Annotated in this window: 22 protein-coding genes; 14 read left to right on the top strand and 8 right to left on the bottom strand. The window is 68.1% G+C overall.

Annotated elements, in window-relative coordinates; translation table 11 throughout:
• The first annotated feature begins 45 nt into the window (after positions 1 to 45).
• Entirely contained in the window at positions 46 to 1,134 is a 1,089-nt protein-coding gene (locus tag D7D52_RS24600) for an FAD-dependent monooxygenase (RefSeq protein WP_120740023.1), read from the top strand.
• 93 nt (positions 1,135 to 1,227) lie between these two features.
• Positions 1,228 to 3,006 (top strand): HNH endonuclease signature motif containing protein, encoded by a 1,779-nt coding sequence (locus D7D52_RS24595; RefSeq protein ID WP_120740021.1) that lies wholly within the window; start codon positions 1,228 to 1,230, stop codon positions 3,004 to 3,006.
• Positions 3,007 to 3,458: 452 nt separating this feature from the next.
• Here the strand turns inward: D7D52_RS24595 and D7D52_RS24590 are convergent, their stop codons facing one another.
• Positions 3,459 to 4,193 carry a glutamine amidotransferase gene (locus D7D52_RS24590; protein WP_120744432.1) on the bottom strand — a complete coding sequence of 245 codons (735 nt, stop codon included), beginning with the start codon at positions 4,191 to 4,193 and terminating at the stop codon, positions 3,459 to 3,461.
• Positions 4,194 to 4,280: 87 nt separating this feature from the next.
• On the opposite strand from D7D52_RS24590, the gene D7D52_RS24585 reads away from it, so the two are divergent.
• Positions 4,281 to 4,934: a class I SAM-dependent methyltransferase gene (locus D7D52_RS24585; protein WP_120740020.1), complete on the top strand. Its 654-nt coding sequence runs from the start codon at positions 4,281 to 4,283 to the stop codon at positions 4,932 to 4,934.
• A gap of 168 nt (positions 4,935 to 5,102) precedes the next feature.
• Positions 5,103 to 6,371: an MFS transporter gene (locus D7D52_RS24580; protein WP_120740017.1), complete on the top strand. Its 1,269-nt coding sequence runs from the start codon at positions 5,103 to 5,105 to the stop codon at positions 6,369 to 6,371.
• A gap of 35 nt (positions 6,372 to 6,406) precedes the next feature.
• Here the strand turns inward: D7D52_RS24580 and D7D52_RS24575 are convergent, their stop codons facing one another.
• The 3 genes from D7D52_RS24575 to D7D52_RS24565 form a co-directional block, all read right to left on the bottom strand.
• Positions 6,407 to 7,570 (bottom strand): polyprenyl synthetase family protein, encoded by a 1,164-nt coding sequence (locus D7D52_RS24575; protein WP_120740016.1) that lies wholly within the window; start codon positions 7,568 to 7,570, stop codon positions 6,407 to 6,409.
• Positions 7,571 to 7,748: 178 nt separating this feature from the next.
• Entirely contained in the window at positions 7,749 to 8,525 is a 777-nt protein-coding gene (locus tag D7D52_RS24570; protein WP_120740014.1) for an ABC transporter permease, read from the bottom strand.
• Positions 8,522 to 9,172: an ABC transporter ATP-binding protein gene (locus D7D52_RS24565; protein ID WP_246023266.1), complete on the bottom strand. Its 651-nt coding sequence runs from the start codon at positions 9,170 to 9,172 to the stop codon at positions 8,522 to 8,524. The genes D7D52_RS24570 and D7D52_RS24565 overlap by 4 nt, the downstream gene beginning before the upstream one ends.
• Positions 9,173 to 9,358: 186 nt before the next feature.
• Here D7D52_RS24565 and D7D52_RS24560 point away from each other — a divergent pair, with 186 nt between their 5' ends.
• Entirely contained in the window at positions 9,359 to 9,805 is a 447-nt protein-coding gene (locus tag D7D52_RS24560; protein WP_120740012.1) for a nuclear transport factor 2 family protein, read from the top strand.
• Here the strand turns inward: D7D52_RS24560 and D7D52_RS24555 are convergent.
• The 3 genes from D7D52_RS24555 to D7D52_RS24545 all read right to left on the bottom strand — a co-directional run bounded on the left by D7D52_RS24555 (position 9,766) and on the right by D7D52_RS24545 (position 11,838).
• Positions 9,766 to 10,317, bottom strand: a complete 552-nt coding sequence (locus tag D7D52_RS24555) for a hypothetical protein (protein ID WP_120740010.1) — start codon at positions 10,315 to 10,317, stop codon at positions 9,766 to 9,768. The two genes, D7D52_RS24560 and D7D52_RS24555, sit on opposite strands and share 40 nt — an antisense overlap.
• A gap of 9 nt (positions 10,318 to 10,326) precedes the next feature.
• Positions 10,327 to 10,887: a hypothetical protein gene (locus D7D52_RS24550; protein ID WP_120744430.1), complete on the bottom strand. Its 561-nt coding sequence runs from the start codon at positions 10,885 to 10,887 to the stop codon at positions 10,327 to 10,329.
• Between the two features lie 69 nt (positions 10,888 to 10,956).
• A complete protein-coding gene (locus D7D52_RS24545) occupies positions 10,957 to 11,838 on the bottom strand; it encodes a TIGR03621 family F420-dependent LLM class oxidoreductase (RefSeq protein WP_120740008.1) in 882 nt (293 codons plus the stop codon).
• 159 nt (positions 11,839 to 11,997) lie between these two features.
• On the opposite strand from D7D52_RS24545, the gene D7D52_RS24540 reads away from it, so the two are divergent.
• From D7D52_RS24540 to D7D52_RS24530, 3 genes are all read left to right on the top strand, one after another.
• A complete protein-coding gene (locus D7D52_RS24540) occupies positions 11,998 to 13,218 on the top strand; it encodes a sigma-54-dependent transcriptional regulator family protein (RefSeq protein WP_120740006.1) in 1,221 nt (406 codons plus the stop codon).
• Positions 13,219 to 13,318: 100 nt separating this feature from the next.
• Complete coding sequence (gene adh / locus D7D52_RS24535; protein WP_120740004.1) at positions 13,319 to 14,836, top strand: aldehyde dehydrogenase; 1,518 nt, start codon at positions 13,319 to 13,321, stop codon at positions 14,834 to 14,836.
• Positions 14,837 to 14,884: 48 nt separating this feature from the next.
• Entirely contained in the window at positions 14,885 to 15,292 is a 408-nt protein-coding gene (locus D7D52_RS24530; protein WP_120740002.1) for a DUF779 domain-containing protein, read from the top strand.
• Between the two features lie 123 nt (positions 15,293 to 15,415).
• Here D7D52_RS24530 and D7D52_RS24525 read toward each other — a convergent pair whose 3' ends face one another.
• Complete coding sequence (locus D7D52_RS24525; RefSeq protein ID WP_120744429.1) at positions 15,416 to 16,966, bottom strand: succinic semialdehyde dehydrogenase; 1,551 nt, start codon at positions 16,964 to 16,966, stop codon at positions 15,416 to 15,418.
• A gap of 500 nt (positions 16,967 to 17,466) precedes the next feature.
• On the opposite strand from D7D52_RS24525, the gene D7D52_RS24520 reads away from it, so the two are divergent.
• From D7D52_RS24520 to D7D52_RS24495, 6 genes are all read left to right on the top strand, one after another.
• Positions 17,467 to 19,437: a sensor histidine kinase gene (locus D7D52_RS24520; RefSeq protein ID WP_120740000.1), complete on the top strand. Its 1,971-nt coding sequence runs from the start codon at positions 17,467 to 17,469 to the stop codon at positions 19,435 to 19,437.
• Complete coding sequence (locus D7D52_RS24515; RefSeq protein ID WP_120739997.1) at positions 19,415 to 19,813, top strand: roadblock/LC7 domain-containing protein; 399 nt, start codon at positions 19,415 to 19,417, stop codon at positions 19,811 to 19,813. The genes D7D52_RS24520 and D7D52_RS24515 overlap by 23 nt, the downstream gene beginning before the upstream one ends.
• A gap of 168 nt (positions 19,814 to 19,981) precedes the next feature.
• Positions 19,982 to 22,624: a sensor histidine kinase gene (locus D7D52_RS24510; RefSeq protein ID WP_120739995.1), complete on the top strand. Its 2,643-nt coding sequence runs from the start codon at positions 19,982 to 19,984 to the stop codon at positions 22,622 to 22,624.
• Positions 22,602 to 23,027, top strand: a complete 426-nt coding sequence (locus tag D7D52_RS24505; protein ID WP_040857697.1) for a roadblock/LC7 domain-containing protein — start codon at positions 22,602 to 22,604, stop codon at positions 23,025 to 23,027. Before D7D52_RS24510 ends, D7D52_RS24505 begins: the two co-directional genes overlap by 23 nt.
• The gene (locus tag D7D52_RS24500) at positions 23,027 to 23,401 is read left to right on the top strand and encodes a DUF742 domain-containing protein (RefSeq protein WP_120744428.1); all 375 of its coding nucleotides are present in this window, start codon (positions 23,027 to 23,029) and stop codon (positions 23,399 to 23,401) included. The genes D7D52_RS24505 and D7D52_RS24500 overlap by 1 nt, the downstream gene beginning before the upstream one ends.
• A gap of 13 nt (positions 23,402 to 23,414) precedes the next feature.
• A complete protein-coding gene (locus tag D7D52_RS24495; protein ID WP_246023265.1) occupies positions 23,415 to 23,975 on the top strand; it encodes a GTP-binding protein in 561 nt (186 codons plus the stop codon).
• Positions 23,976 to 24,009: the final 34 nt, after the last annotated feature.

The raw sequence follows: 24,009 nt of genomic DNA, 5'->3' as shown, positions 1-24,009 counted from the left end.
AACTGGAACACGCACTCCAGTTATAGCACGTGAGGAAGAACTGCTATGAACACACGAGTTCTGATCGTCGGCGCGAGCATCGCGGGACTGACCGCGGCACATTGGCTGACGCGCTCCGGCTTCGACGTCACGGTGGTCGAACGGGCGCCGGGGCTGCGCACGGGCGGCAACGGCGTCGACATCCGGGACGACGCAATCGATGTCATCGAGCGCATGGGCATCATGCCGCAGGTCCGGGCCTTGGCCGCCGATGTGCGGGGCATGAAATTCGTCGACGCCGAGGACCGTGCCGTCGCCCGCATCGACACCAGTGATCCGGTCGCGGTGGAGATCATGCGCGGGGACCTCGTCGCGCTGCTGCACCGGAGCGCCGACGTCGAATACCTCTTCGGCGACTCGATCCGGGCGCTGACCCAGGACGCGGACGGTGTCACCGTGGACTTCCACACCGCGCCGACCCGGCGTTTCGATCTGGTCCTCGGCGCCGACGGAATGCATTCCACCGTACGGAAACTGGCTTTCGGCCCGGAGGAACAGTTCCTTCGATACAAGGACCACTACTTCGCATTCGCCAATACCGATTCGACGCTCGGCGAAGACCGCTGGGTGACGATGTACAACGAGCCCGGAAAAATGGCCGGAATCTACCGCTCCGGCAATCACGCACAAGCCAAGGCGTACTTCATCTTCCGGTCCGAACCCCTCGCCTACGACTACCGGGACATGGCCGCGCACAAAAAGCTCGTGACGGACGCGTTCGGCAGTGATACCTCGTGGCGTGTCCCCGGACTGCTCGCGGCCGCCGTCGAAGACCCCGAATTCTATTTCGACGCATTGAGCCAGGTGCACATGGAATCCTGGTCCACCGGGCGGATAGCGCTACTGGGTGACGCGGCATGGTGCGCGTCGCCGGCCTCCGGCGCGGGTGCGGAACTCGCCATCGTTGGCGCGTACCGGCTGGCCAGCGAGCTCGCCGCCGCGAACGGAGATCATCGCGTCGCGTTCGAGCGGTATCATGCGAAGCATCGTGCGCTGGTGGAAAAGAAGCAGCAGATCTGCATGAACATGGGGCTGATGGTGCCCAAAACCGCCATGGGCCGCAAAGTCCGAAACACGCTCGCTCGATTGATGTAAATGCGTGCCGGTTGATTCGTGCCTATTCTGAATATCGTTATATCACTTCGTAATTCGGTTCCATAGAGGTGAATTCGTTGATAGAATTAGAGCATGAATTCGATGGGGGTGACATTCGACAACTGCGGCATCACCGAACTGGTGACCGCAGTAGAAACCCTCTCGACCACCATCTCCCACGCCACCCTCATCCCGTTCACGGATTCCGATGTGGTGGCGTTGATGCAGCAGTTGGAGACCTGCAAGCGCAAGCTGTCGGCGTTGGATTCGAAGCTGATCATCGAAGCCTCGGATCGTTCGTTGCCGGAGGCCAGTGGTGCGGGCAAGTTGGTGCCGTTCCTGCGTCAAACCCTGGGCCTGTCCGCCCACGATGCGTCGGTGCGGGTGAAGATCACCCACGAATGCGGCGAGTTCACCGAACCGGGCGGCCACCCCCGCCCCGCCACCCTGCCGGTGGCTGCGGAAGCCTTTGCGGCAGGCGCGCTCTCGCGTGACCACGTCCGCCACATCGTCGACATCATGACGCATCTGCCCACCGACATCCCGGTCGAAACTCGGGTGGATGTGGAGCAGGTGCTGGTGGAACAGTCCTGTGAGGGTTTGTTCCCTGACGACCTCCCGAAGATCGGCCGCGAGATCCTCGCGCGTTTGGATCCGGACGGCACGGTGATCAATGATGCCGACCGCCGTCGCCGTCGCGGTCTGGTGATCGGTCGGCCGGGTGTGGATGGCATGTCGTGGGTGGAGGGCTGGATCACCCCGGAGTTGCGTGCGTGCTTGGATGCGGTGCTGGCGAAGTTCGCTCGCCCGGGCATGTGCAACGCGGAGGATCCCGAAAGCCCTGGCGTTCCGGGTGCTTCCGGCGCTGCCCGCACGCCTGGCGTTGTCGTTGCGCCCGGCTCCATCGCTGCGTCTGGCGCTGCTGTTTGCGGCCTGCCCGGTCCGGCTGTGGCCGGCGGTGTGGTCGCGGGTGGTGGTGTCGGTGCTGCGGACAGCGACGTTGTAGACACCGGCGCTGCGGCCACCAATGTTGTGGCCGCCGGGGCTGCCGCCCACGGCGTGGTGGCCGAAGGCGTTGCCACCCAGGGTTTCACCGCCCAGGGTCCTGCCGGACCGGGTGTTGGCGCGCACGGCCGTGCCGCCCAGGGTGCGGGCGTGGCCGGGGCTGCCGGTGGCGCGGTTGTCGACTCCGCTGTGTTGGAAGCCGCCGCGCGGCGTGACCGGCGCGATGCCGGGCAACGCAACCACGACGCGCTGCTCGCCCTGCTGCAAGCCGGGGTCGACATGAACAAGCTCGGCAGCCATCGCGGGCTGCCCGTGCAGATCACCCTCACCATGAGCCTCGCCGACCTGGAACGCGGTGCCGGGATCGCCACCACCGCCACCGGCGGACACCTCTCCATCAACGAAGCACTCAAAATGGCCGCCGGCAGCAAGCCGGTGCTGGCCGTGCTCGACGGGGATGGGATTCCGCTCTACCTCGGGCGCAGCCGCGAACGGCTCGCCACCCCCGGGCAACGGCTGGCGTTGATCGCCCGCGACAAAGGCTGCACCCACCCCGACTGTGATGCACCAGCGGCGATGTGCGCTGCCCACCACGTGGTGGATTGGGCCAAAGGCGGTCCCACCGATCTCGACAACCTGGCGTTGGTGTGCGATCACCACCACGCCCTCGTGAACGACAGCGAGTACGGGTGGGCCACGGTCATGATGGGCAAGGATTCCCCGCATCGTGGGCGGGTGGGCTGGATCGCGCCAGCAGCGGTCGATCCGTCGCGTACGCCTCGGGTGAACGAGAAACATCACGCCGGGCAGCGGGTCGCCACTAGCATCGCCGCACGCTGCCACCAGTGGGGCCCACAGGCCGCATGAACCCCGGGGCCGCTGTTCCACCCCGGGCGTACGCAAAGCAAACAGAACAGTGTGGGCGCGTCGCCTGCCCTGCCGGACCGGGGCTGACGCCGAGCCGTTTACCGTCGGCCAGCCGATTCCGGCCCACGGACTGCACGCATCACCTACTCGAGACAACCCAACCAACTGCATCCCGCGAAGCCCCTCACCTTCGAGGACTTCCACCAAAGCCCGAGCGCTGCAAGTTCTTTGACAACTCCACAGAGACAGATCCAGAGACAGATCCACCGCCGGTGGGCGAGTGTGCTGGTAGGTGAGCGAGGTTGGTGGGTGAGTGTGCTGGGAGGTGCGAGCTGTTCCCGGTGGCGGCTGGTGGGTGAGAGGGCCTCGCAAGCTCGGCCACCCTCTCTCCCTCCTCCAGGCGTCTTTTATCTTTTCTTCTTTTGGGTTTTGTTCTTTCGGCTTTTCTGCTCCTACGGCCGGTAGCGCTCAACGAAGCGCCGCAAGATCTCTTGTGGCACAGAGATGTTCTCCCGGTGACCGAGCTCGGTGAGTGAGTCTGCCTCGTTCGGGTCGAAATATCCCTCGTGGCGATAGATCTCGATTCGCAGGGCCAGGCCGTGGCCGTCGAGTTCGGGGTGGAATTGGGTGGCGTAGACGTTCTCTCCCACTCGAACCCCCTGAACCGGACATCCGGCCGATCGTGCCAGCAGTACTGAACCCGGCGGGACGTCTTGGCAGGATTCCTTGTGCCCCACGAAAGCCCGGAACGATTCTGGAAGTCCGTGGAGCAGAGTGTCTTTCGCGGCGTTCTCGGTGAGCTCGATGGTCGTCGCCCCGGCGGTCTCGCCGTAGCGCTCGGTACTGACCACCCCACCCAACGCTTCGGCCAGCATGCTCAACCCATAGCAAGCCCCGAGATACGGAAAGTCTTGCCGCACGATCTCGATGAGCAGCTTCCGCAACTCCGGCTCGAACACCTTCTGGTAGTCGTACTTCTTGGCTTCCGGATAGCTGACGTTGCTCGGTCCGCCGCCGACGATGACGGCCCAGTGCGCGTCGAGGTCGATATCCGGCATCCCCCGATTCATCTCGACCCGCACCACCTCGGAGGCCGCTAGCCCGCCCGCTTCGAGGATCGCCTGGTACTCCTGGTCGGAGGCCGCTTGCTCGGGTCGCAGCTGCAACAGCAGACAAGACTTGGGCATGACCAACATTGTCGATGCTCCGCCTCCCCGGGTTGACATCAATCGCGGGATTGACCTCGAGCGGACTCGAGGTTGCAGAGTGGAATCATGACTCGACCGGCAGATTCCTGGAACACCGTCTACGAAGAAGACACCGCCCCGTGGGTGATCGGCGAACCCCAGCCGGCCATCGTCGCGCTCGAACGGGCCGGTGAGATCAACGGCCGCGTCCTCGAACCGGGCTGCGGCGCCGGTGAGCACACCATCCTGCTCACCGCCCTCGGGTACGACGTGCTCGGCATCGACTTCTCCCCCAGCGCAATCGATTACGCGCGCGCCAATGCCAAGTCCCGCGATGTCCCCGATGTCCGCTTCGAGGTGGCCGACGCCCTCACCCTCGGTGACCGCCCGGAGTTCCAGGCCGCCTTCGACACCGTGGTCGACAGCGCCCTGTTCCATGTCTTCGGCACCGACCCGGACACCCGCGCCGCCTACGTCCGCAGCCTGCATGCGGTCTGCAAGCCCGGCGGCACCCTGCACCTGCTGGCCCTCTCGGACGCCGAGCCCGGTTTCGGCCCCCGAATCAGCGATATGTTGATCCGCGAATCCTTCACCGACGGCTGGGAATTGGAACGCCTCGAACCCACCCGCTACCGCGGCCGCGTGACCCCGGTCGTCGCCGATCAGGCCGCCGGTCTCGAGGTGTCGGCCTCCGGCCTGGTCGATATCGCGGCCTGGATGGCACGGCTGCGGCGGCTCTGATACAGTCTGGCTACCTCATCAGAATATTTCCGAAAAGCCAAAGTACCTGTGACCGCCGGTTACAGGTACTTTTGTTTTGATCTCACCCCGAAGTGGTATTGCCGGATTCCCCCGCGAAGATCGTTGCGGGCGCGCAAGATTGATTGCCCGAGGACAGGATCGCGCACCATGGCGATACGCACGCGACTCACCCCAGATCAGCGCAACGCGTTCCTTGCCGCCCAGCTGGGCTGGACCATGGACGCCTTCGACTACTTCCTGGTCGTCTTCGTCTACGCCGACATCGCGAAAAGCTTCCACATGCAGAAGAGCGAGGTCGCGTTCATCACCACGGCGACCTTGATCATGCGGCCGGTGGGCGCGCTGCTGTTCGGACTGTGGGCCGACCGGATCGGCCGCCGCATCCCGCTCATGGTGGACGTCGCGATGTACTCCGTCGTCGGTTTCCTGTGCGCGTTTTCCCCCAACTTCACCGTGCTGGTGATCCTGCGCATGATCTACGGCATCGGCATGGGCGGCGAATGGGGGCTGGGCGCGGCTTTGGCGATGGAGAAGATTCCGGCCGAACGCCGCGGCTTCTTCTCCGGCCTGCTCCAGGAGGGCTACTCCTTCGGCTACCTGCTCGCGTCGCTGGCCTCACTGCTGGTGACCAACTGGCTCGGCCTGTCGTGGCGCTGGCTGTTCGGCCTGTCGGTCATTCCCGCGCTGATCATTCTGATTCTCCGGGCCCGGGTGAAGGAATCGGAGGTGTGGCAGTCCACCCAGCAGCGGATGATCTCCACACGAACCTCGTTCCGCGACATCCTCACCAACCCCGCCATCGTGCGCCGCTTCGTCTACCTGGTCATCCTCATGACCGCGTTCAACTGGATGAGCCACGGCACCCAGGACGTCTACCCGACCTTCCTGTCGGCCACCCAGCACGGCGGCGCCGGCCTGTCCACCGCGACCGCGAAGTGGATCGCCGTCATCTACAACATCGGCGCGATCCTCGGCGGCCTGATCTTCGGCAGCCTGTCGCAGAAGTACGGACGCCGGTACACGATCATCTTCTGTGCGCTGCTGGGATTGCCGATCGTGCCGTTGTTCGCCTACTCCCGTACCGCGGCCATGCTGTGCCTGGGCTCGTTACTGATTCAGGTCGCGGTGCAAGGCGCGTGGGGTGTGATTCCCGCGCATCTCACCGAGATGTCGCCCGATGCCATTCGCGGGTTCTATCCGGGCGTCACCTATCAGCTCGGCAATCTGCTGGCCTCGCTCAACCTGCCGATCCAGGAGCGCCTGGCCGAATCCCACGGCTACCCGTTCGCGCTCGCCGTCACCGCCGTGCCGGTGTTCCTGGCCGTCGCCATCCTGACCGCGATCGGCAAGGAAGCCAAGGGAATTCGATTCGGCGGCTCGGACAACCCCACCGCCGCGCCGGTGACGTCGGGCTGACGTCCCCGGCGCGAGGAGTGAGATCGCTTGTGCGCCTAGCGATCGCGGTGTGCCACCAGCCGCGCCAGGGCGGCCAGATCCGCGGCCGCCGGTTCGTCGGGTAGGGATTCGAAGGCCGCGTCGAGCGCGTTGGACGCGTGGCGCAGGGTGCGCTGCCGGCCCCCGGCCTCCTCGATCATGTCCGCCGCCCGGGCCGCGCGGGCCGCGGTCATGGGGTGGCGGGACTGATACAACCGAGCCAGATCGCGCCCGGCCGCGGTCTCGGATTCCAGCGCGCACACCACCGGGAAGGATTGCTTGCGGTGAAGCAGGTCGCTGTGCGCCGGTTTTCCGGTGACCTCCGGATCGCCCCAGATGTCGATGAAGTCGTCGACCAGTTGGAACACCAGGCCGAGTTCGGTGCCGAAGGTGTGCATGGCGGAGACCACGCGATGATCGGCCCCCGCGCACAGTGCGCCCAGCGCGCACGCGCATCCCAGCAGCGCGCCGGTCTTGCCCGCCGCCATCGACAGGTACTGGTCGACGGTCACCGCGGGCCGGCTCTCGAAGGCGCAGTCCTCGTATTGGCCGCGGCACAGCATCACCGTGGCGCGGGCCAGCCGGATGACCGCCTCCGACGTCACCCCTTCGGGCGCACCGTCGCACAGCACCCCGAGCGCCAACGCCTGCAACGCGTCCCCGAGCAGGGTCGCGCTGGTCTCACCCCACACCCGCCACACCGTCGGGCGGCCGTGCCGGAACGGATCGGTGTCCATCACATCGTCGTGCACGAGCGAGAAGTTGTGTAGCAGTTCGACCGCGGCCGCGGCGTGCACCGCCTTGTTCGCGTCGCCGCCGCAGGCTCTGGCGGCGGCGAAGGTCAGGGCCGGGCGTAGCGCTTTGCCTTGCGCACCGGCGATTTCCACGCCGTCGGCATCGCACCAGCCGAAGTGATAGCCGGCCATCCGGTCGAGCGGGTCGGCGAGTGCACCGACCGCGGACCGCAATACCGGTTCGATGGCGGTGCGCGCCTCGCCGAGGCGGCGGCGGGCTCTTCGCTCGGTGGCGGGGTCCAGCGGCCGGGAAATGGATTCCGGGGCACGGCCGCAGGTTTCGTCGTGCCCGGTGAGGGCCGCGGCGACCGGTCGGGACAGCCCCCACCGGCGTCTGCCCTGATGATGTTGTCCGATGGTGAATTTGCTCGGTTTCGACGCTCGCATAATCGGCCCCGCTCTCTCGGACACGGATGCCACGGCTACCCTGTGGAAGCGCGGCAGCCATGCTACGAAACCACCCGTCCCCCGGCCATCTTATCGGGGACGTCGGAACGATTGCGGCATTTCGGATGGCGCACTCGCATGTGAAATCCCACCCATTAGGATTCTGTGGGCCGAAGTCTCAGTCCGGCAACCGAATCAGACGCTGCGCGTCGTCGAAGAGGGTGCGCTCGGCCACCCGGGTGGCCGCCAGCGCCGCGAGGGTGGTCGCGGCCAGCAGCATGTACATCACGACTATCTGGTAGCGGATGGCGGTGAGCGGATCCACGCCCGCCAGAATCAGACCCGTCATCGCGCCCGGCAGACTGATCAGACCGACCACTTTCGTCGCGTCGATGGCCGGGATGAGCGCGGTCCGCAAGGCCGAACGCTGATGCGGCAGGAACGCCTGCCGCGCCGAAAGCCCCAGCGCCAGGCGGGCTTCCACCGCATCCCGGGCGCGCCGGGCATCCTCGACCAGCCGGCGCAGCGCGATCCCGGTCGCCTGCATCGCCGAGGACACGATCATCCCGCCCACCGGCACCACCACGCGCGCTTGCGTGGAGATGATGCCCAGCACGATCAGCGCGCCCAGCGTCAGGCACGCGCCGAACGCCACCCCGATGGTCGCCGAGCGCCGGGCGTGCGGCAGCCCCGCGCCGCGCCGGCCTGCCACCTGACCGGCGATGACGATCATCAAAACCACCCAGCCGAGCGCGCCCGGTAATCCGGTGTGGCGAAACAGGATCAGCAGGATCGCGCCGACCGCGACCAGCTGCACCCCGGCCCGCGCGGACGCGATCAGCAGCTCCCGCGTCAGATGCAATTGCTGTCGATACGCGATCGCCGCCGCGATCGCCACCAGGCTCAGCGAGGCCCCGACGCCCGTCCAGTCCGGAACCGAGAGCCCGGCCGTCACGACTGATTTCCCGCCTGCGCGACCGGGGTGAGCCGACCGCCCCGCAACGTCCACACCTCGTCGGCGACGTCCGCCACGAAACCCGGGTCGTGGCTGACCAGCACCACACTCCCGCCCGCTGCGACGTGTGCGCGCACGAGGTCCCCGATCGCCGCCGCCGACACCCCGTCCAGCGCCGAGGTCGGTTCGTCCAGCAGCAGCACCTCCGGCCGCACGGCCAGCGCTCGCGCCAGGCAAACCCGTTGCGCCTCACCGCCGGACAGCTCCGCACAGCGGCGCACCGCGAAGCCCTCGGGTAAACCGACTGCCTGGATCAGTTCCTGGACGCGTTCGGCGCTCACCGCCTGCCCCACCCGGATCTCGTCGGCCACGGTATCGGTGAGCAGGACCGGCCGCTGCGGCACCAGCCCCACCCGACGCCGCAGCGCCAGCACGTCCAGCTCGGCGACCGGCGTCCCGTCCAGCAGGACACGTCCGCTGTCGGGTTCGCCGAAGCGGTTGAGCAGGCGCAGCAGCGTGGTCTTGCCGGCCCCGCTGGGACCCGTCACGGCGGTACACCGCGCGGCCGCGAAGGTGGCCTCGACCTCGGTGAGCACCGCCGCCGACCCGTGTCCGAGGCTCACCCGCTGCAAAACGATGCTGGGCACGGACCTACCTTAGGCGTCGGCCGCCGGATCGACCGACGCGGTGGGTCCGCGTCCGCTGCTGACGGACCGGTCTGAACGAGATCTATTGCATCCCCGGTTCTTTGGAATTCCGCAAGATCAACGGCTGCCTCGCCGTACGCTGGCCCACCGTCCCTGAACTGTTTTCGGCACCACTCGGAGGCACCATTGCTGTCCCTGCAAGAGATCTCGGACCGCATGGAAATAGCGGACCTCATGGTCCGCTATTCCCATGCCGTGGACACCCATCAGTGGGAGCTGCTCGACGAGATCTTCACCCCCGACGCCCATATCGACTACACCGCCATGGGCGGTCCGGCCGGTGACCTGGAATCCACCAAGAAATTCCTGGCCACCGTCATGCCGAACTTCTCCGCCTTCCAGCACCTGGTCGCCAACTCCTCCATCCGGGTGGAGGGCGATCACGCGACCGCGCGCACCATGTGCCACAACCCCATGCTCGTCACCTCCGGCGACGGCTCCCGCCGGCTCATGCTCTGCGGCCTGTGGTACCACGACACCTTCGTGCGGGTGAACGGGGATTGGCGCATCCGCCAGCGGGTCGAGGAGAAGAGCTATATGTTCGTCGCGCCGGACGCGGTGCCCAACAGCTGATCGAACAGTTCCCGATAGCCGCGCAGCGCCTGGCGCATCTCCTCGGTGTCGGCGGCATCGCCGCGCGACCAACGGCTTTCGAGCTCCTCACGCCGACGCGAACAGCGGTCGGTCAGCTGCTCGAGCGCCTCGGCCACCAGCGCGTCGGCGCGGGTGACGGCGTCCTTGGGGTCGTCGACGAACATGATCTGCACATCGCGCCAATGGTCGCGCAGCTGTGCGGTTCCCGCATCGTGGCCGCCGTCGTCCAAGCTCTGTCCGCCCAAACCCTGGTCGGTGCCCAAGCTCTGTCCGCCCAAGCCCTGTCCGGCCGGGCCCTGCTGAATGTCCTGCGGCGCGGGCTGGATATCGGGGCTGGCGACGTCGCCGGTCGCGGGCGCGTACTCGTTGTCCCGCTCGCCGCGGCGTCGGTCCTCGCCCTCGACCGGCGGCAGCTCGCCGTGCCGGCCATGCTGGACGTCATCCCGCTGATCGGGCTGAATCTGGTTGCGCGAGTTGAATTCGGTGGTCATGGCGATTCCTCAGTTGTGTTGGGCGGTGCCGGAGTGGCCGCCGTCGAGCAGGTCGGTGAACAGTTCGCGGTAGTCGACGATGGCGGTGCGCATGTCCTCGGTGGACGCACCGCCGCGTCCGGCCCGGCTGGCGATGTCGTGGGCGGCGCGGAAACGGCCCAGTGGCCGTGCGTGTTCCACCGACAGATCCGCCAGCCGCTGGTCGTAGCTGTCGTTGGGATAGCCGCGATCGGCCATCGCCTTGGTCACCAGATGGTCGGCCGCACCCAGCGCGCCGGCCGGGTCGTCGATGAAGCGCTCCTGGATATGGGTCCAGTCCGCCTGGTAGCGGCGCTTCTCCTCGTCCGACAGCTCACGCAGCTGCAGCTGTTCGTGGCGCTTCTGGCGTTCGGCCAGATCCTGTTCGGCGGCCTTGCGATTGGGCGCCTGCTCCAGGGTCCGGTCGTATTCCGGTCCGAAGCGCTCCTTGAGCCGTCGGCTGCGCATCCGCGGTAGCAGCGCCGCCACGATGAGCAGCACGATGACGACCACCAGCACGATGATCACAACACCCCATGCTGTACCCGACATTCGATCCTCCTGGTCGAGTCCGTTCTTGCCGACGCAATTCCTCGACATCGCAGGATCAAACGTGCGGCGTCACTCCCCCTGCAGCAGCTCGATCAGCCCGGCCATGCGCTCCATGTTGTGCTCGAGCACGGTGATGTAGTTGAACCCGAAGCGTTCCCGGCGCTCGCGCAGCGCCTCGGCCATCTGCGCGGGAGTGCCCAGCAGGATCACCGGCAGATCCTCGGGCGCGCCCGCGAACCCGAACGGCAGATGGTCGGTGAGGTAGGCGAGGGTGGCGTCGCGTTCGCCGGGCGTCGCGACGGCCTGGACCAGCAGATTGAATTCCACGCTCGCCGAGCGACTTCCGAGCAACCCTCGCACCTGCTGGGTCTTCTTCTGGGTGTCGGCGGCGGTGGCGAGGGTGAGCAGGCCGCTGTCGGCGCTGCCGGCTCCGGTGAAGGCGACGATGTCGGCGTGCGCGGCGGCCACGCCCAGCGCGCGCTCGCCCCAGCCGGCGATCAGCAGCGGCGGACCGTCCGGCTGTGCGAGGCGCGGGCGGTAGTCCGGATCGGCGAACAGCCGCCGCAGGGTGATCACGGTCTGCTCGAGGTGGGCGACGCGGCTGCCCGCGGACGGGAACGGCAGTCCGGCGGCCTCGAATTCGGCACGCACGTAACCGGATCCGAGGCCCAGCTCGAAACGACCGCCGGTGAGCTGGTCGAGGCCCGCCACCTCCCGGGCCAGCAGCACCGGGTTGTAGAACGGCGTGTTCAGCACGAAGGTGTTCAGCCGCGGCCGCTCGGTCACCTCGGCGGCGAGCATGAGCGCCGGGAACGGCGCGGGCATCCCGAGATGGTCGGGGACGCCTAGGACATCGAAGCCGAGATCCTCGGCGCGGCGGCATTTCTCGATCCAGTCGGGCCGCGAGGCGGGCGACATCAGGTTCACGCCGAAGCGGAAAGGGAGGACCATGATTCTTGTCTACCAGCGTGATCCGGCCGGGCGGCGAAGGCTGCGAACCCGCACGGAACGAATTACTGCACCGACTGCCGCGAATGCGGCCCGTTCGGCGCGACCGCGCGCCATCATGGGATATCGCTCGGCCCGGACGCACCGCGAGGAGTTTGCGCCATGACGAAGCTGCCCGCCCCGGCGCATCAGCGTGCGGAGTTGGAGAAGGCCTGGGCGCACTGGACTTCGGGGGCCGGACCCGCTCCCGCCACCAGTGAGGTGGTGTTGCGGCACGAGGTCGTGGAGTCCTGGGAGCGCTCACTGCGCACGGTGGACCCGGCGCGCGCCGTCGCGCCCGCCACCGACCGCGACGAATTGGGTTCGCGCTGGGCCGAATCGCCGCTGCGCACCCCGATCACCGAGATGGCCGGGGAACTGCGCGCGCTGGCCGAGGATTCGGGGCTGGTCGCGGTGGTCACCGACGACACCGGCACGGTGTTGTTCAGCTGTGGCGACCGGTCGGTGCGCCGGCAGGCCGAGACGGTCAATCTCGCGCCCGGCGGCTGCTGGGACGAACCCTACATGGGCACCAGCGGTGTGGCGCTGTCGCTGCACAGCGGGCGGCCCGCACAGGTCTGGGCGGCAGAGCATCTCGTGGAGGCCCTGCACGGCTGGGTCTGCTACTGCGCGCCGATCCGGGCCGCCGACGGCCGGCAGCTGGGCGTGCTGGATCTGTCCACGTATTGGGATCGCTCCCATCCCCTCATCCTCACCACGGTCCGTGCCCTGGTGACCGCCATCGAAGCCCGCGTGCACGCCGAACAGTCGCGCCCCACCGCCCACACCCGGCTCGAGGCGCTGGGGGTGCCGCGATTGTTCAAGGCGGGCAAACAGATTCCGATGCGCCCGCGTCAGCTCGAGATCCTGACGCTGTTGACGCTGGAGCCGGAGGGGTTCACGCCGGAACGCTTGCGCGAGGCCGTCTACGGCGAGCGGTCGGTGTCCTCGAGCACCCTCAAGGCCGATGTCTCCCGGCTGCGCGCGGCCACCGATGGCCGCATCGCCGACCGTCGCTATATGCTCACCGATCCCATCGCGTGTGACGCGGTCGAGCTGCTGGCGGCGCTGGAGGCGGGTGACCTGACCACCGCGGTGCGGCTGTATCGCGGTCCGCTGCTGCCGGATTCGGATGTCCCCGGCATCGTGCAGTGGCGGGAGCATCTGGACGTGTGCCTGCGCACGGCCGTGCTCGCGGATATCGACCCCGAGCACGCGCTGCGCTTCGGTCAGCGGTGCCCCGACGATATCGAGATCCACGAGCACGCCCTGCGTCTGCTGGCGTCCGGGGACAGCCGTCGCGGGCTGGCGACCGCGCGCCTGCACACCGCGCTGCGGGTGTAGTGACTCAGCAACGTTTCGCCAACCGGACGCCAACCCCGCGCCAACCTCACCGGTCCATAGTGGCCCCCGTCACCGTAGATACGTGATCAGGAGCCGCACCATGATCTACGCCAAACCCGGTACCGACGGCAGTGTCGTCAGTTTCGCCCGCCGCTACGAGAACTTCATCGGTGGTGAGTGGAAAGCGCCGATCGAGGGCAGATATTTCGAGAATCCCTCGCCGATCGACGGTGAAACCTTCTGCGAGGTGGCGCGTTCGAGCGCCGCGGATATCGATCTCGCCCTGGAGGCCGCGCACCGCGCGGCCGACGCCTGGGGTGCCACGTCGGTGACGGATCGTGCCAATATCCTCAACAAGATCGCCGACCGGATCGAGGCGAATCTGGAGCGCCTCGCCGTCGCCGAGACCTGGGAGAACGGCAAGCCGGTGCGCGAAACCCTCGCCGCCGACCTGCCTTTGACCGTCGATCACTTCCGCTACTTCGCCGGGGCGATCCGGGCGCAGGAGGGCACGATCTCCCAGATCGACGCCGACACCGTCGCCTACCACTTCCAGGAACCGCTGGGCGTTGTCGGACAGATCATTCCGTGGAACTTCCCGATCCTCATGGCCGCCTGGAAGCTCGCGCCCGCGCTGGCGGCGGGCAACTGCGTGGTCATCAAGCCCGCCGAGCAGACGCCGGCGTCGCTGCTGCTGGTGATCGAGTTGATCGCGGATCTGCTGCCGCCGGGAGTCGTCAACGTGGTCAACGGATTCGGCGTGGAGGCGGGCAAACCGCTGGCATCGAGCCCGCGGGTGGCCAAGGTCGCCTTCACCGGCGAGACCACCACGGGGCGGCTGATCATGCAGTACGCCAGCGAGAACATCATCCCGGTCACCCTGGAGCTGGGCGGCAAGAGCCCCAACATCTTCTTCGCGGATGTGCTGGCGGCCGATGACGATTTCCTGGACAAGGCCGTCGAGGGTTTCGTGATGTTCGCGCTCAATCAGGGCGAGGTCTGCACGTGTCCGTCGCGGGCGCTGATCCACTCGTCCATCTACGACGAATTCATGGCGCGCGCCGTCGAGCGCACCAAGGCGATCAAAGGCGGTGACCCGCTGGATGATTCGACCATGCTCGGCGCGCAGGCCAGCAACGACCAGTACGAGAAGATCCTCTCCTACATCGATATCGGCCGCAAAGAGGGCGCGAAGGTGCTCACCGGCGGCGAGATGCGCAAGGTGGAGGGCTATCCCAATGGGTACTACATCGAGCCGACCGTCTTCGAGGGCCGCAACGACATGCGGATCTTCCAGGAGGAGATCTTCGGTCCGGTGGTGGCGGTGACCCGCTTCGACAACGAGGTCGAAGCGGTCACCATCGCCAACGACACCCTCTACGGGCTGGGCGCGGGCGTGTGGAGCCGCGACGGCAACACCGCCTACCGGATGGGCCGGGCCATAAAGGCCGGGCGGGTGTGGACCAACTGCTATCACGCCTATCCCGCGCACGCGGCGTTCGGCGGGTACAAGAAGTCCGGCATCGGCCGCGAGAACCACAGCATGATGTTGGACCACTATCAGCAGACCAAGAACCTGCTCGTCTCCTATTCGGCGCAGAAGCTCGGATTCTTCTGACCCGCAACACATCCCAGTCAGACGGGCCGCAAGTCTGCGAGGAGCGTGATGAAGGCAGGTTCCGTATCCCGGGTGACCATCACCGACGCCGCCGGCGAATTGCTGCAGCGGCTCATCGACCACCACGGTCCGGTGATGTTCCACCAGTCGGGCGGCTGCTGCGACGGCAGCTCCCCGATGTGCTATCCCCTCGGTGAATTCCGGGTCGGCGCGGCCGATGTGCTGCTGGGCCGCGTCTTCCCGGATACGGCGTTCTGGATGAGCGCCGACCAGTTCGAATACTGGCGCCACACCCATCTCACCGTCGACGTGGTCCCCGGCCGCGGCGGTGGTTTCTCCCTCGAAGCCCCCGAGGGAGTCCGGTTCGTCATCCGGTCGCGCCTGTTCACCGATGCCGAGGCAGCGGTGCTGGAAGCGGCTCCCGCCCCGCTCCGCGGCAACGAGCTGGCCGGATGAGAAAAGGTGGCGCGGCCGGTTTCTCCGGGTCGGCCGCGCCACCGCAAAATCCGGAGCGAATCCTCTTGTTAGCGAAGCCCGGTGTGCGGCAGCGGAATCCGCGGCACACCGGGCTTTCGCGTGTCAGCGGCCGGGCAGGTAGCGGAAGCTGCGGGCCAGGGTCATGAGGAGGGGCTGCCAGCGTTCCTGGGAGAGGAAGGCGGGCGGGTCGAGGTTGAGGATGCGGGTGGTCACGATGGACTGGGGTTCGGTGAACTTGAGCAGGCCGTCGGGGCCGTGGCGGCGGCCGACGCCGGAGATGCCCATACCGCCCATGGGGGCGCCGGTGGTGCCCCAGGCGGGGGCGTAGCCCTCGTCGATGTTGACGGTGCCGGCGTGGAGTCGTTCGGCGATGCGCTGGCCTTCGGCCTTGCTGGCGGCCCACACGCTGGCATTGAGGCCGTATTCGGTGTCGTTGGCGCGGGCGATGGCCTCGTCGACGGAGTCGACGGGATAGATCGAGACCAGGGGGCCGAAGGTTTCGTTGCGGCCGCATTCCATCGCGTCGGTGACCTCGGTCAGGACGGTGGGTTCGAAGAACAGCGGGCCCAGGTCGGGGCGAGCGTTGCCGCCGGCGAGGACCTTCGCGCCCTTGGAGACGGCGTCGGCGACGTGCTTGGTGACGGTCTCGAGCTGGGATTCGGAGATGAGGCTGCCGATATCGGTCGAGAAGTCGTAGGCGGCACCGAGTTTCGCGGCCTCGACCGCGGCGACGAACTTCGCGGTGAACTCGTCGGCGATGGCGCGCTCGACATACATGCGCTCGATCGAGATGCACAGCTGCCCGGCATTCGAGAAGCAGGCGCGCACAGCGGCTTTCGCGGCCTTGTCGAGATCGGCGCCGCGCGCCACGATCATCGGGTTCTTGCCGCCGAGTTCGGCGGAGAAGCCGATCAGCCGGCGACCGCACTGCTCGGCCAGGGTTCGGCCGGTGTCGGAGGAACCGGTGAACATCAGGTAGTCGCACTGCTCGACGATGGCGGTGCCGACCACCGTGCCCGGTCCGGGCACCACGGCGTAGAGGTCACGCGGCAGACCCGCGCGGGCGAACAGCTCGGCATTGGCCAGCGACGAGTACGGGGTCTGGCTGTCGGGCTTGACCACCACCGCATTGCCGGCCAGCAGCGCCGGGATCGAGTCGCCGACCGACAGCAGCATCGGATAGTTCCACGGCGCGATGACCCCGACCACGCCCTTGGGCACCGCCCGCACCGTCGCCTTGTTCAGCACCGGGAAGGCGCCGGGCACGCTGTGCGGCGCCAGCAGTTGCGGCGCGACCCGGGAGAAGTAGCGGGCCGCGAACATCAGCCCCATGATCTCCTCCTGCGCCGCCCACCGCGCCTTGCCGGTCTCGGCCTGCACGATGTCCATCAGGTACTCGCGGTTCTCCACCACCAGCGCCCGGTAGCGCTCCAGCACCTCGGCCCGCTGCTTGGGGGTGCGCGCGGCCCATTCGGCCTGCGCGGCACGGGCTTTGGTGACGGCGGCGGCGACGTCGGCGGCCGTGCCGACCGGCACCTCGCCCAGGGTCTGACCGGTGAACACCTCGGTGATCGCGCGGTTCGGGTGGTCCTGGGAATCCACGGCCGAGAACGAACGCAGTCGTTCGAACACCGCGGCAGCCGGCACCGGCATCATCGCCTCCTACTTACGGGTAACTTCGGGATACACACAATCTACCCCGCGTCCCGCGCGGCGGACCGCGACTGTGAAATCCGGGCCGCTCACAGCGGCCTTCCGGCCGAAAATGTCGGTCCGGCGAAATGTCCTGAATGCCGCGATCTGGGCTGGTAGCCGCCGATTTCGTAACCCCGCGCGCCCGCTCGACGAACAAACAGCCAGAAGTACCTCGGGACAGGGATCCGCGGCGAGGGCAGCGCCGACCGATCCGGCCGCGATCCCGCATCCGCACGAGGGGTGTGGATGCGGGATCAACAAAACGGCTGTGCCCCAGCGCTACTCGTGCACCAGCACCGGAATCGACCGCGGCGCCGCCACGATCGACAAGGCGCACGAAACCCGCCACCATGTCGTGCGGACCCGGCGTACGGGAATCTCGACGGTGATGTCAAATCCCATCCCGCACAAAAGGACTCGGCACGCGACAGCGCCCGGAGCGCGGTTACTTTGCAGCGATGCGCTTTCCGAAGCTCGGGGTCCGCACCCGGATCCTGGCCATCGCGCTGGCACCGAGTGTGGCGCTGGTGGTCGTCGGCCTCGGCGCGGCCGGGACGCTGGTGGATCGCTCCCATCGCGCCCGCGGCTGGGCGGACGAAATGCAGGCCGGTATCGCGCCGACCCGGGCACTGATCGAGGCGGTGCAGACCGAACGCCGACTGACCCTGTGGCGGCTGGCCGGCCTGGACACCGATGTGCGGCAGCTGACCGCGGCCCGGCAGCGCCTCGACGACGCGTTGCGGGTGCTCGCTCCCACCCAGGAGTCGCTGACCCGCATGGGCCCGGAATCCATGGGCCAGGCCACCGATGCGATCGGCGCGGTGGCCACGCGCCTGGCGGACATCCGCTCCGGCGTCGACGCGGGCAGCCTGGCGCTGCCGGAGGTGTACGCCTTCTACAACCGGATTCCGCAGAGTGTGATGGCCGGTGTCGAGATCGCCGAGAAGTCCGCCCCCGATGCCGCCACCACCGTCGAATTGGCGCAGGCCGCCGATGTGCTGCGCAGCCTGGAGGCCATGAGCCGCGCCTACGCCCTGGGCGCCGCGCTCCTCGACGGCAACACCCTGCCCCCGGAATTGGGCACGGAATACCTGAGCCTGGTCGGCTTCTACCGCACCCACATCGACGCCATCGTCACCGCACCCGACGAGCAGCAGGCCACGGCCGCCAAGGCCCTGGTCGCCACCCCGGCCTGGGCACGGCTCGGCGTGATCGAACCCGTGCTGGCCCAGCGCACCCTGCCCGCGGCCGACACGACGGCGAAACACCCCACCGCGCAGCAGCTTCCGATCGCGATCGCCGACTGGCAGCGCAGCGCCGAGGAGGTCGCCCGCGGCCTGGCCGACCTGTGGCAGGCCGAGAACACCGAGGCGCAGCACCTGGCCGGAGCCGCCGCCTCCGACACCACCCGCACCTCGCTGTGGGCCGGCGCGGGCATGGTGGCGGTGGCGCTGGTGGCCATCGCGGTCGCGGTGGCGCTGGCCGATCGCGTCATCGGCAGGCTGAAACGCCTGCGCGACCGCACCTTCGCGCTCGCCGACGAACAACTGCCCGAGACCATGCGGCGACTGGCCGCCGGCGCCGGACTCGACGCCGAGCTCGAGCAGCCGACCCTGGATTTCGGCGGCGACGAAATCGGCCAGGTGGCCGCGGCTTTCGGGCATGCCCACGCGACGGCGGTGGCGGCCGCGGTCACCGAGGCGCGCACCCGCGAGGGCGTGAAATCGGTATTCCTCAATATCGCCCACCGCAGCCAGGTGGTGGTGCACCGCCAGCTCGAAATCCTCGACGCCGCCCAAGCGCAGCAGCAGGACCCCGCACTGCTGGACATCTACTTCCGCCTCGACCACCTGGCCACCCGTGAACGCCGCAATGCCGAGAACCTGATCGTGCTCGCGGGCGGCCGCCCCGGCCGGCAGTGGCGCAATCCGGTGCCGCTGCTGGAACTGGTGCGCAGCGCCGTCGGTGAGACCGCCGACTACACCCGCGTCGAAACCGGCCGCCTGCCACAGGCATTCATCGCCGGCCTGGCCGTCGCCGACCTCGTCCACCTGCTGGCCGAGCTGATCGACAACGCCGCGAGCTTCTCCCCGCCGCAGTCGCGGGTGGAGATCTCGGGCACGTCGGTGGGCCGCGGTGTCGTCGTGAAGATCACCGATCAGGGTATGGGCATCGCGGCCGGCGAGCTGGAACGGCTCAATGCCTTGCTGAGCGCCCCACCGGATTTCGGGGTCGCCAGCCTGTCGGGCGATTCCCGGCTCGGTTTGTTCGTGGTGTCGCGGCTGGCGGCCCGGCACGACATCTCGGTGCGCCTGTCGGACTCCGATTTCGGCGGCATCCGCGCCATCGTGCTCATCCCGTCCTCGGTGCTCGAGGGCAGTACCCCCGACCGACAGAAAGGCGAAGGTGAACACCTCCCCCGCTGGTGAACTCGATTGGCTGCTCGACGATCTCGTCGACAAACTCGCGGGCGTGCGGCACGCGGTGGTGCATTCCACCGACGGGCTGCTGCTGGGCCGCTCGGCGAGCATGAGCCACGAGGACGCCGAACACTTCTGCGCCATGTCCTCCACGCTTTTCGGGCTGTCCCGCAGTGCCGGACACCGTTTCGACGGCGGCGGCGTGCGCCAGGCCGTCATCGAACTCGACCGCGCGGTGCTGTTCGTGACCGCGGCGGGCGCCAATGCCTGCCTGGCGTTGCAGGCCAGGGCCGACGCCAACCTCGGCATGGTCGCCTACGAGATGAACCTGACCGTGCAGCGCGTCGGTTCCTTCCTGTCCGCGGCGCCCCGGCACCGCGCCTGAAACAGCGGCGAATTGTACTGTGCCGCCGCCGATTACCGCTCCGGGCTCCCGCCCGAACGGCGGCTTGGCCTGCCATTCATATGCATACATGATCCGACATGTCAATCTCGGTCCCGCTCACCGGGATCGGAGCGGCATATGTGACCTACGTCCCGTTACCTTTGCCCGATGTTCAGAGCGAGGCTCGGGGTCCGGACCCGCGTGCTCGCCATCGCACTCGTCCCGAGCCTGGCGCTGCTCGCGATCGGTGTGGGTGGCGCGGGGTACCTGGTGGTCGAGGGCAAGCACGCACGGGAATGGGCGGACGCGTTGACCGCCGCGGCCCCGACCACCCAGGAGTTGATTTCCGCCGTCCAGGAGGAACGTCAACTGTCGATGGCCCAGATGAGCGGCGCCGACGACGCCAACCCGAAGACGTTGGCGCAGGCGCGGGTTCGCCTCGACAAGGCCCTGCAGGGGCTGGCGGCGATCACCCCGACCATGTCGCGGCTCGGGCCCGCCGGCATCGGCGACAATGTCGGTGGCCTGACCACCCTCAGCACCCAGATCGCCGGTGTGCGTGCGCAGATCGACGCCAACGGCATGGCGATCTCCGATGTCTACTACTTCTACGGCAAGCTGCTCGAGGTCGTCTGGATCGGCACCCGCATGGTCGCCGACAACGCGCCGACGTCCGAGGTGGCGCTGGAGGTCGCGAACGGCCTGCAGGTGGTGCAGGCCTCCGAGATGCTCGCGCGCGAGGCCGCGGTGGCCGAGGTGCTGCTCGCGGGCGGCACGCTGCCCCCGGAACTGGCCATCGAATTCTCCCGTGTCGCAGGCACCTACCGGGTGAACCTGGGCGTCCTGGCCGGTGGTGACGGCGGCACCGGTGACAAGGACATGCAGGCCCTCATGAACGATCCGGACTGGACCAAGATCGTCATGATGGAGAACGTCCTGATCTCGCGGGCGCTCGATCCGATCACCGTGCCGCCCAGCAAGCCCGGCGTCACCCCCCAGCTCGCGCCGCTGACCTTCACCCCGCAGGAATGGCGCGACACCGTCACCCGGCTCAACACCCAGGTCCTGCACCTGTGGGACCAGATGAGCAAGCACAACGAGGGTCTGGCCGCCGAAGAGGGCGACCGCAACGCCCGCGACTCCGCCCTGGCCGGCAGCGGCATGCTCGCGGTGTCGGTGCTGGCGTTCCTGGTGTCGCTGGTGCTGGCCAACCGAATCATCCGCCGGCTCAAAGGCCTTCGCAACGAGACCCTGGAACTGGCCGATGTCGGCCTGCCCGAGATCATGGCCAAGCTGCGGGAGGGCAAGCCGGTCGATCCGGTCGCCGAGGCCGCCGTGCTCGACTTCGGCGCCGACGAGATCGGTCAGGTCGCCAAGGCGTTCAACCACGCGCACGCCGCCGCCGTGGCCGCCGCCGTCACCGAGGCCCGCACCCGTGAGGGCGTCAAGGCGATGTTCCTCAATATCGCCCACCGCAGCCAGGTCATCGTGCACCGGCAGCTCGAGATCCTCGACGCCGCGGAGTCGCAGCAGGAAGATCCCTCGCTGCTGGACATCTACTTCCGCCTCGACCACCTGGCCACCCGCGAACGCCGCAATGCCGAGAACCTGATCATTCTCGCCGGCGGCCAGCCGGGCCGGCAGTGGCGAAACCCGGTGCAGCTGCTCGAGATCGTGCGCTCGAGCGTCGGCGAGACCCTCGACTACACCCGGGTCAAGATCGCACGGCTGCCGGAGGTCGCGATCGCCGGCAGCGCCGTGGCCGACCTCGTGCACCTGCTCGCCGAGCTGGTCGACAATGCCGCCCACTTCTCGCCGCCGCAGTCGCAGGTCGAGGTGCGCGGCAATATCGTCGGCAAGGGCGTCGCCATCGAGATCATCGACCAGGGCATGGGCATGCCCGAGGACGAGTTCGCGCGCATCAACGAGATCCTGCGCGACGCCCCCGATTTCGGTGCGAACATGCTGCCCGACGACTTCCGGCTGGGCCGCTTCGTGGTCGCGCAGCTGGCCCACCGCAACGGTATCTCGGTGCGGCTCACCGAATCCGACTACGGCGGCGTGCGCGCCATCGTGCTGGTGCCCACCAGCCTGACGGTGGCGACCTCGGGCCGCACCGGTGAGATGCCGGTCGTGCCACGGCAGTTGGACGCCCCGGAGCCGTCCGCGGCCGCCCTGGCGGTGGCCGCGCTGCCGCAGCTGCCGGCCGCGCCCGCCTCGCAGATCTCGAACTACGAGCTACCGATCGTCGGCTACGAGCCGTTCGAATCCTTCGACAAACCGGCCGCCCCGCAGCCGGCCGCCGAGCCGAGCGCGCCGCCGGCGGGTCCGGGGGTCGCGTCCTCATCGACGCCGCAACCGAATTCGACGGGCCCGTCCACCGGTTCGTTCGGGCCGCCGGTGATGTCCTTCGGCGCCGCGGCGCCGTTCGATCCGCCCACCAATCCGCGACCGAAGCCCCCGACCGAACCGGTCCAGCCGCCGGTTCCGCCCGCGGAAAACGGGTTCCGGGCACGCGATTTCGGGCGATCCCATTACACTGGCTCCGACATCCGGCCCGCGCTCCCGCGTCGGCGCCGGCAGGCAAGTCTCGCACCGGAATTGGCGCAGGAGCAGTCGGTCCCCGAATCGACCGTTCAGGCCACCCGTACGGCCGAGCAGGCCCGAGACCTGTTCTCCGCCATCGAAAACGGAACCAGGCAGGGCCGGCGGGCCGACCCCGGTTCGTTCGGGCCTGAGTCGCAGCCGCCCTTTGGGCACACACAGTCGGAACGACAGGAAGGCGACGGTGACCACCTCAAACGCTGGTGATCTCAACTGGCTACTCGATGATCTGGTCGACCGGCTCGCGGGCGTCCGTCATGCGGTGGTGCACTCCACCGACGGGCTGCTGCTGGGCCGTTCCTCCGCCATGAGCCGCGAGGACGCCGAGCACTTCGGTGCCATGTCCTCCACCCTCTACGGGCTGGCGCGCAGCGCCGGCGGCCGATTCGACGGCGGCGGCGTCCGCCAGGCGGTCATCGAGCTCGAGCGCGCGGTGCTGTTCGTGACCGCCGCCGGCAGCCACGCCTGCCTCGCGCTGCAGGCCACCGAACAGGCCAACCTCGGCATGGTCGCCTACGAGATGAACCTGACCGTGCAGCGCGTCGGCAACTACCTGTCCACCACGCCCCGGCACAACCTGGCCGGACAAGGCAACCCCCGACTGTCATGATGCCGGGGCCGGGGGAACAGTGGTTCGATGACGCGGCCGGTCCGCTCGTACGCCCGTACGCGCGCACCGGCGGCCGGACCATGGGCGCGGGACATGATCTGGACATGCTCACGGTGGTGGTGGTGCCCAATGCGGCGCCACCGCTGCGGCGAGCCGAGCCGGAATACGCGGACATCGTGCGGCTGTGCCGGCTGCCGCTGTCGGTGGCCGAGGTGTCGGCCGCCATGCGGCTGCCGCTGGCTGTCACGAAAATCCTGGTGGGGGATCTGATTTCCGACAACATACTCAACTTCCGGGCCCCGGCCTCCCCCGAGTCCGTGCCCGGTGACCTCAACATTCTGCGAGCGGTACTCGATGGCATTCGAAAACTCTGATACCGCCCAGCCTATGGCCGCCTCGGTGAAAATCCTCATCGCGGGCGGCTTCGGCGTGGGCAAGACCACGATGGTGGGGGCGATCTCCGAGATCACCCCGCTGCGCACCGAGGAGCTCATCACCGAGTTGTCCGCGGGCGTCGACGATCTGCGCGGCGTGGAGGGCAAGACCACCACCACCGTCGCGCTGGACTTCGGCCGCATCACCATCGACCAGAACCTGGTGCTGTATCTGTTCGGCACCCCCGGCCAGGACCGCTTCTGGTTCCTGTGGGACGAACTCGCGCGCGGTGCGCTGGGCGCGGTCGTGCTGGCCGACACCCGCCGCCTGGACGGCTCGTTCGCGGCCATCGACTTCTTCGAACGCCGCGGCGTGGCATTCACGGTGGCCGTCAACTGCTTCGAGGGCGCTCCCCTCTACACCCCCGCCGAGGTCCGCGACGCCCTCGACCTCGACGAGCGAATCCCGGTGCTGCTCTGCGACGCTCGCGATCGCGCCTCGTGCAAGAACGTGCTCATGACCCTGGTCGAGTACCTCATCGAACGCGCAGCTTCCACCGGCGCCCGCGTGTAACCCAGACTGAAGACTCCGGGCTCCCGGCCGCGAA

The sequence above is a fragment of the Nocardia yunnanensis genome, from assembly GCF_003626895.1.
Taxonomy (GTDB): Bacteria; Actinomycetota; Actinomycetes; order Mycobacteriales; family Mycobacteriaceae; genus Nocardia; species Nocardia yunnanensis.
Note: the sequence above shows the minus strand (reverse complement) of the source record. Positions and strands in the feature narration are given on the sequence as shown.

What these genes read in the sequence shown, in the direction of transcription:
- D7D52_RS24495 (WP_246023265.1), top strand. Translation starts at nt 23,415, where the DNA reads ATGGCCGCCTCGGTGAAAATCCTCATCGCGGGCGGCTTCGGCGTGGGC.
- D7D52_RS24580 (WP_120740017.1), top strand. Translation starts at nt 5,103, where the DNA reads ATGGCGATACGCACGCGACTCACCCCAGATCAGCGCAACGCGTTCCTT.
- D7D52_RS24600 (WP_120740023.1), top strand. Translation starts at nt 46, where the DNA reads ATGAACACACGAGTTCTGATCGTCGGCGCGAGCATCGCGGGACTGACC.
- D7D52_RS24500 (WP_120744428.1), top strand. Translation starts at nt 23,027, where the DNA reads ATGCCGGGGCCGGGGGAACAGTGGTTCGATGACGCGGCCGGTCCGCTC.
- D7D52_RS24590 (WP_120744432.1), bottom strand. Translation starts at nt 4,193, where the DNA reads ATGCCCAAGTCTTGTCTGCTGTTGCAGCTGCGACCCGAGCAAGCGGCC.
- D7D52_RS24555 (WP_120740010.1), bottom strand. Translation starts at nt 10,317, where the DNA reads ATGACCACCGAATTCAACTCGCGCAACCAGATTCAGCCCGATCAGCGG.
- D7D52_RS24540 (WP_120740006.1), top strand. Translation starts at nt 11,998, where the DNA reads ATGACGAAGCTGCCCGCCCCGGCGCATCAGCGTGCGGAGTTGGAGAAG.
- D7D52_RS24595 (WP_120740021.1), top strand. Translation starts at nt 1,228, where the DNA reads ATGAATTCGATGGGGGTGACATTCGACAACTGCGGCATCACCGAACTG.
- adh (WP_120740004.1), top strand. Translation starts at nt 13,319, where the DNA reads ATGATCTACGCCAAACCCGGTACCGACGGCAGTGTCGTCAGTTTCGCC.
- D7D52_RS24550 (WP_120744430.1), bottom strand. Translation starts at nt 10,887, where the DNA reads ATGTCGGGTACAGCATGGGGTGTTGTGATCATCGTGCTGGTGGTCGTC.
- D7D52_RS24525 (WP_120744429.1), bottom strand. Translation starts at nt 16,966, where the DNA reads ATGCCGGTGCCGGCTGCCGCGGTGTTCGAACGACTGCGTTCGTTCTCG.
- D7D52_RS24585 (WP_120740020.1), top strand. Translation starts at nt 4,281, where the DNA reads ATGACTCGACCGGCAGATTCCTGGAACACCGTCTACGAAGAAGACACC.
- D7D52_RS24510 (WP_120739995.1), top strand. Translation starts at nt 19,982, where the DNA reads ATGTTCAGAGCGAGGCTCGGGGTCCGGACCCGCGTGCTCGCCATCGCA.
- D7D52_RS24545 (WP_120740008.1), bottom strand. Translation starts at nt 11,838, where the DNA reads ATGGTCCTCCCTTTCCGCTTCGGCGTGAACCTGATGTCGCCCGCCTCG.
- D7D52_RS24530 (WP_120740002.1), top strand. Translation starts at nt 14,885, where the DNA reads ATGAAGGCAGGTTCCGTATCCCGGGTGACCATCACCGACGCCGCCGGC.
- D7D52_RS24575 (WP_120740016.1), bottom strand. Translation starts at nt 7,570, where the DNA reads ATGCGAGCGTCGAAACCGAGCAAATTCACCATCGGACAACATCATCAG.
- D7D52_RS24520 (WP_120740000.1), top strand. Translation starts at nt 17,467, where the DNA reads ATGCGCTTTCCGAAGCTCGGGGTCCGCACCCGGATCCTGGCCATCGCG.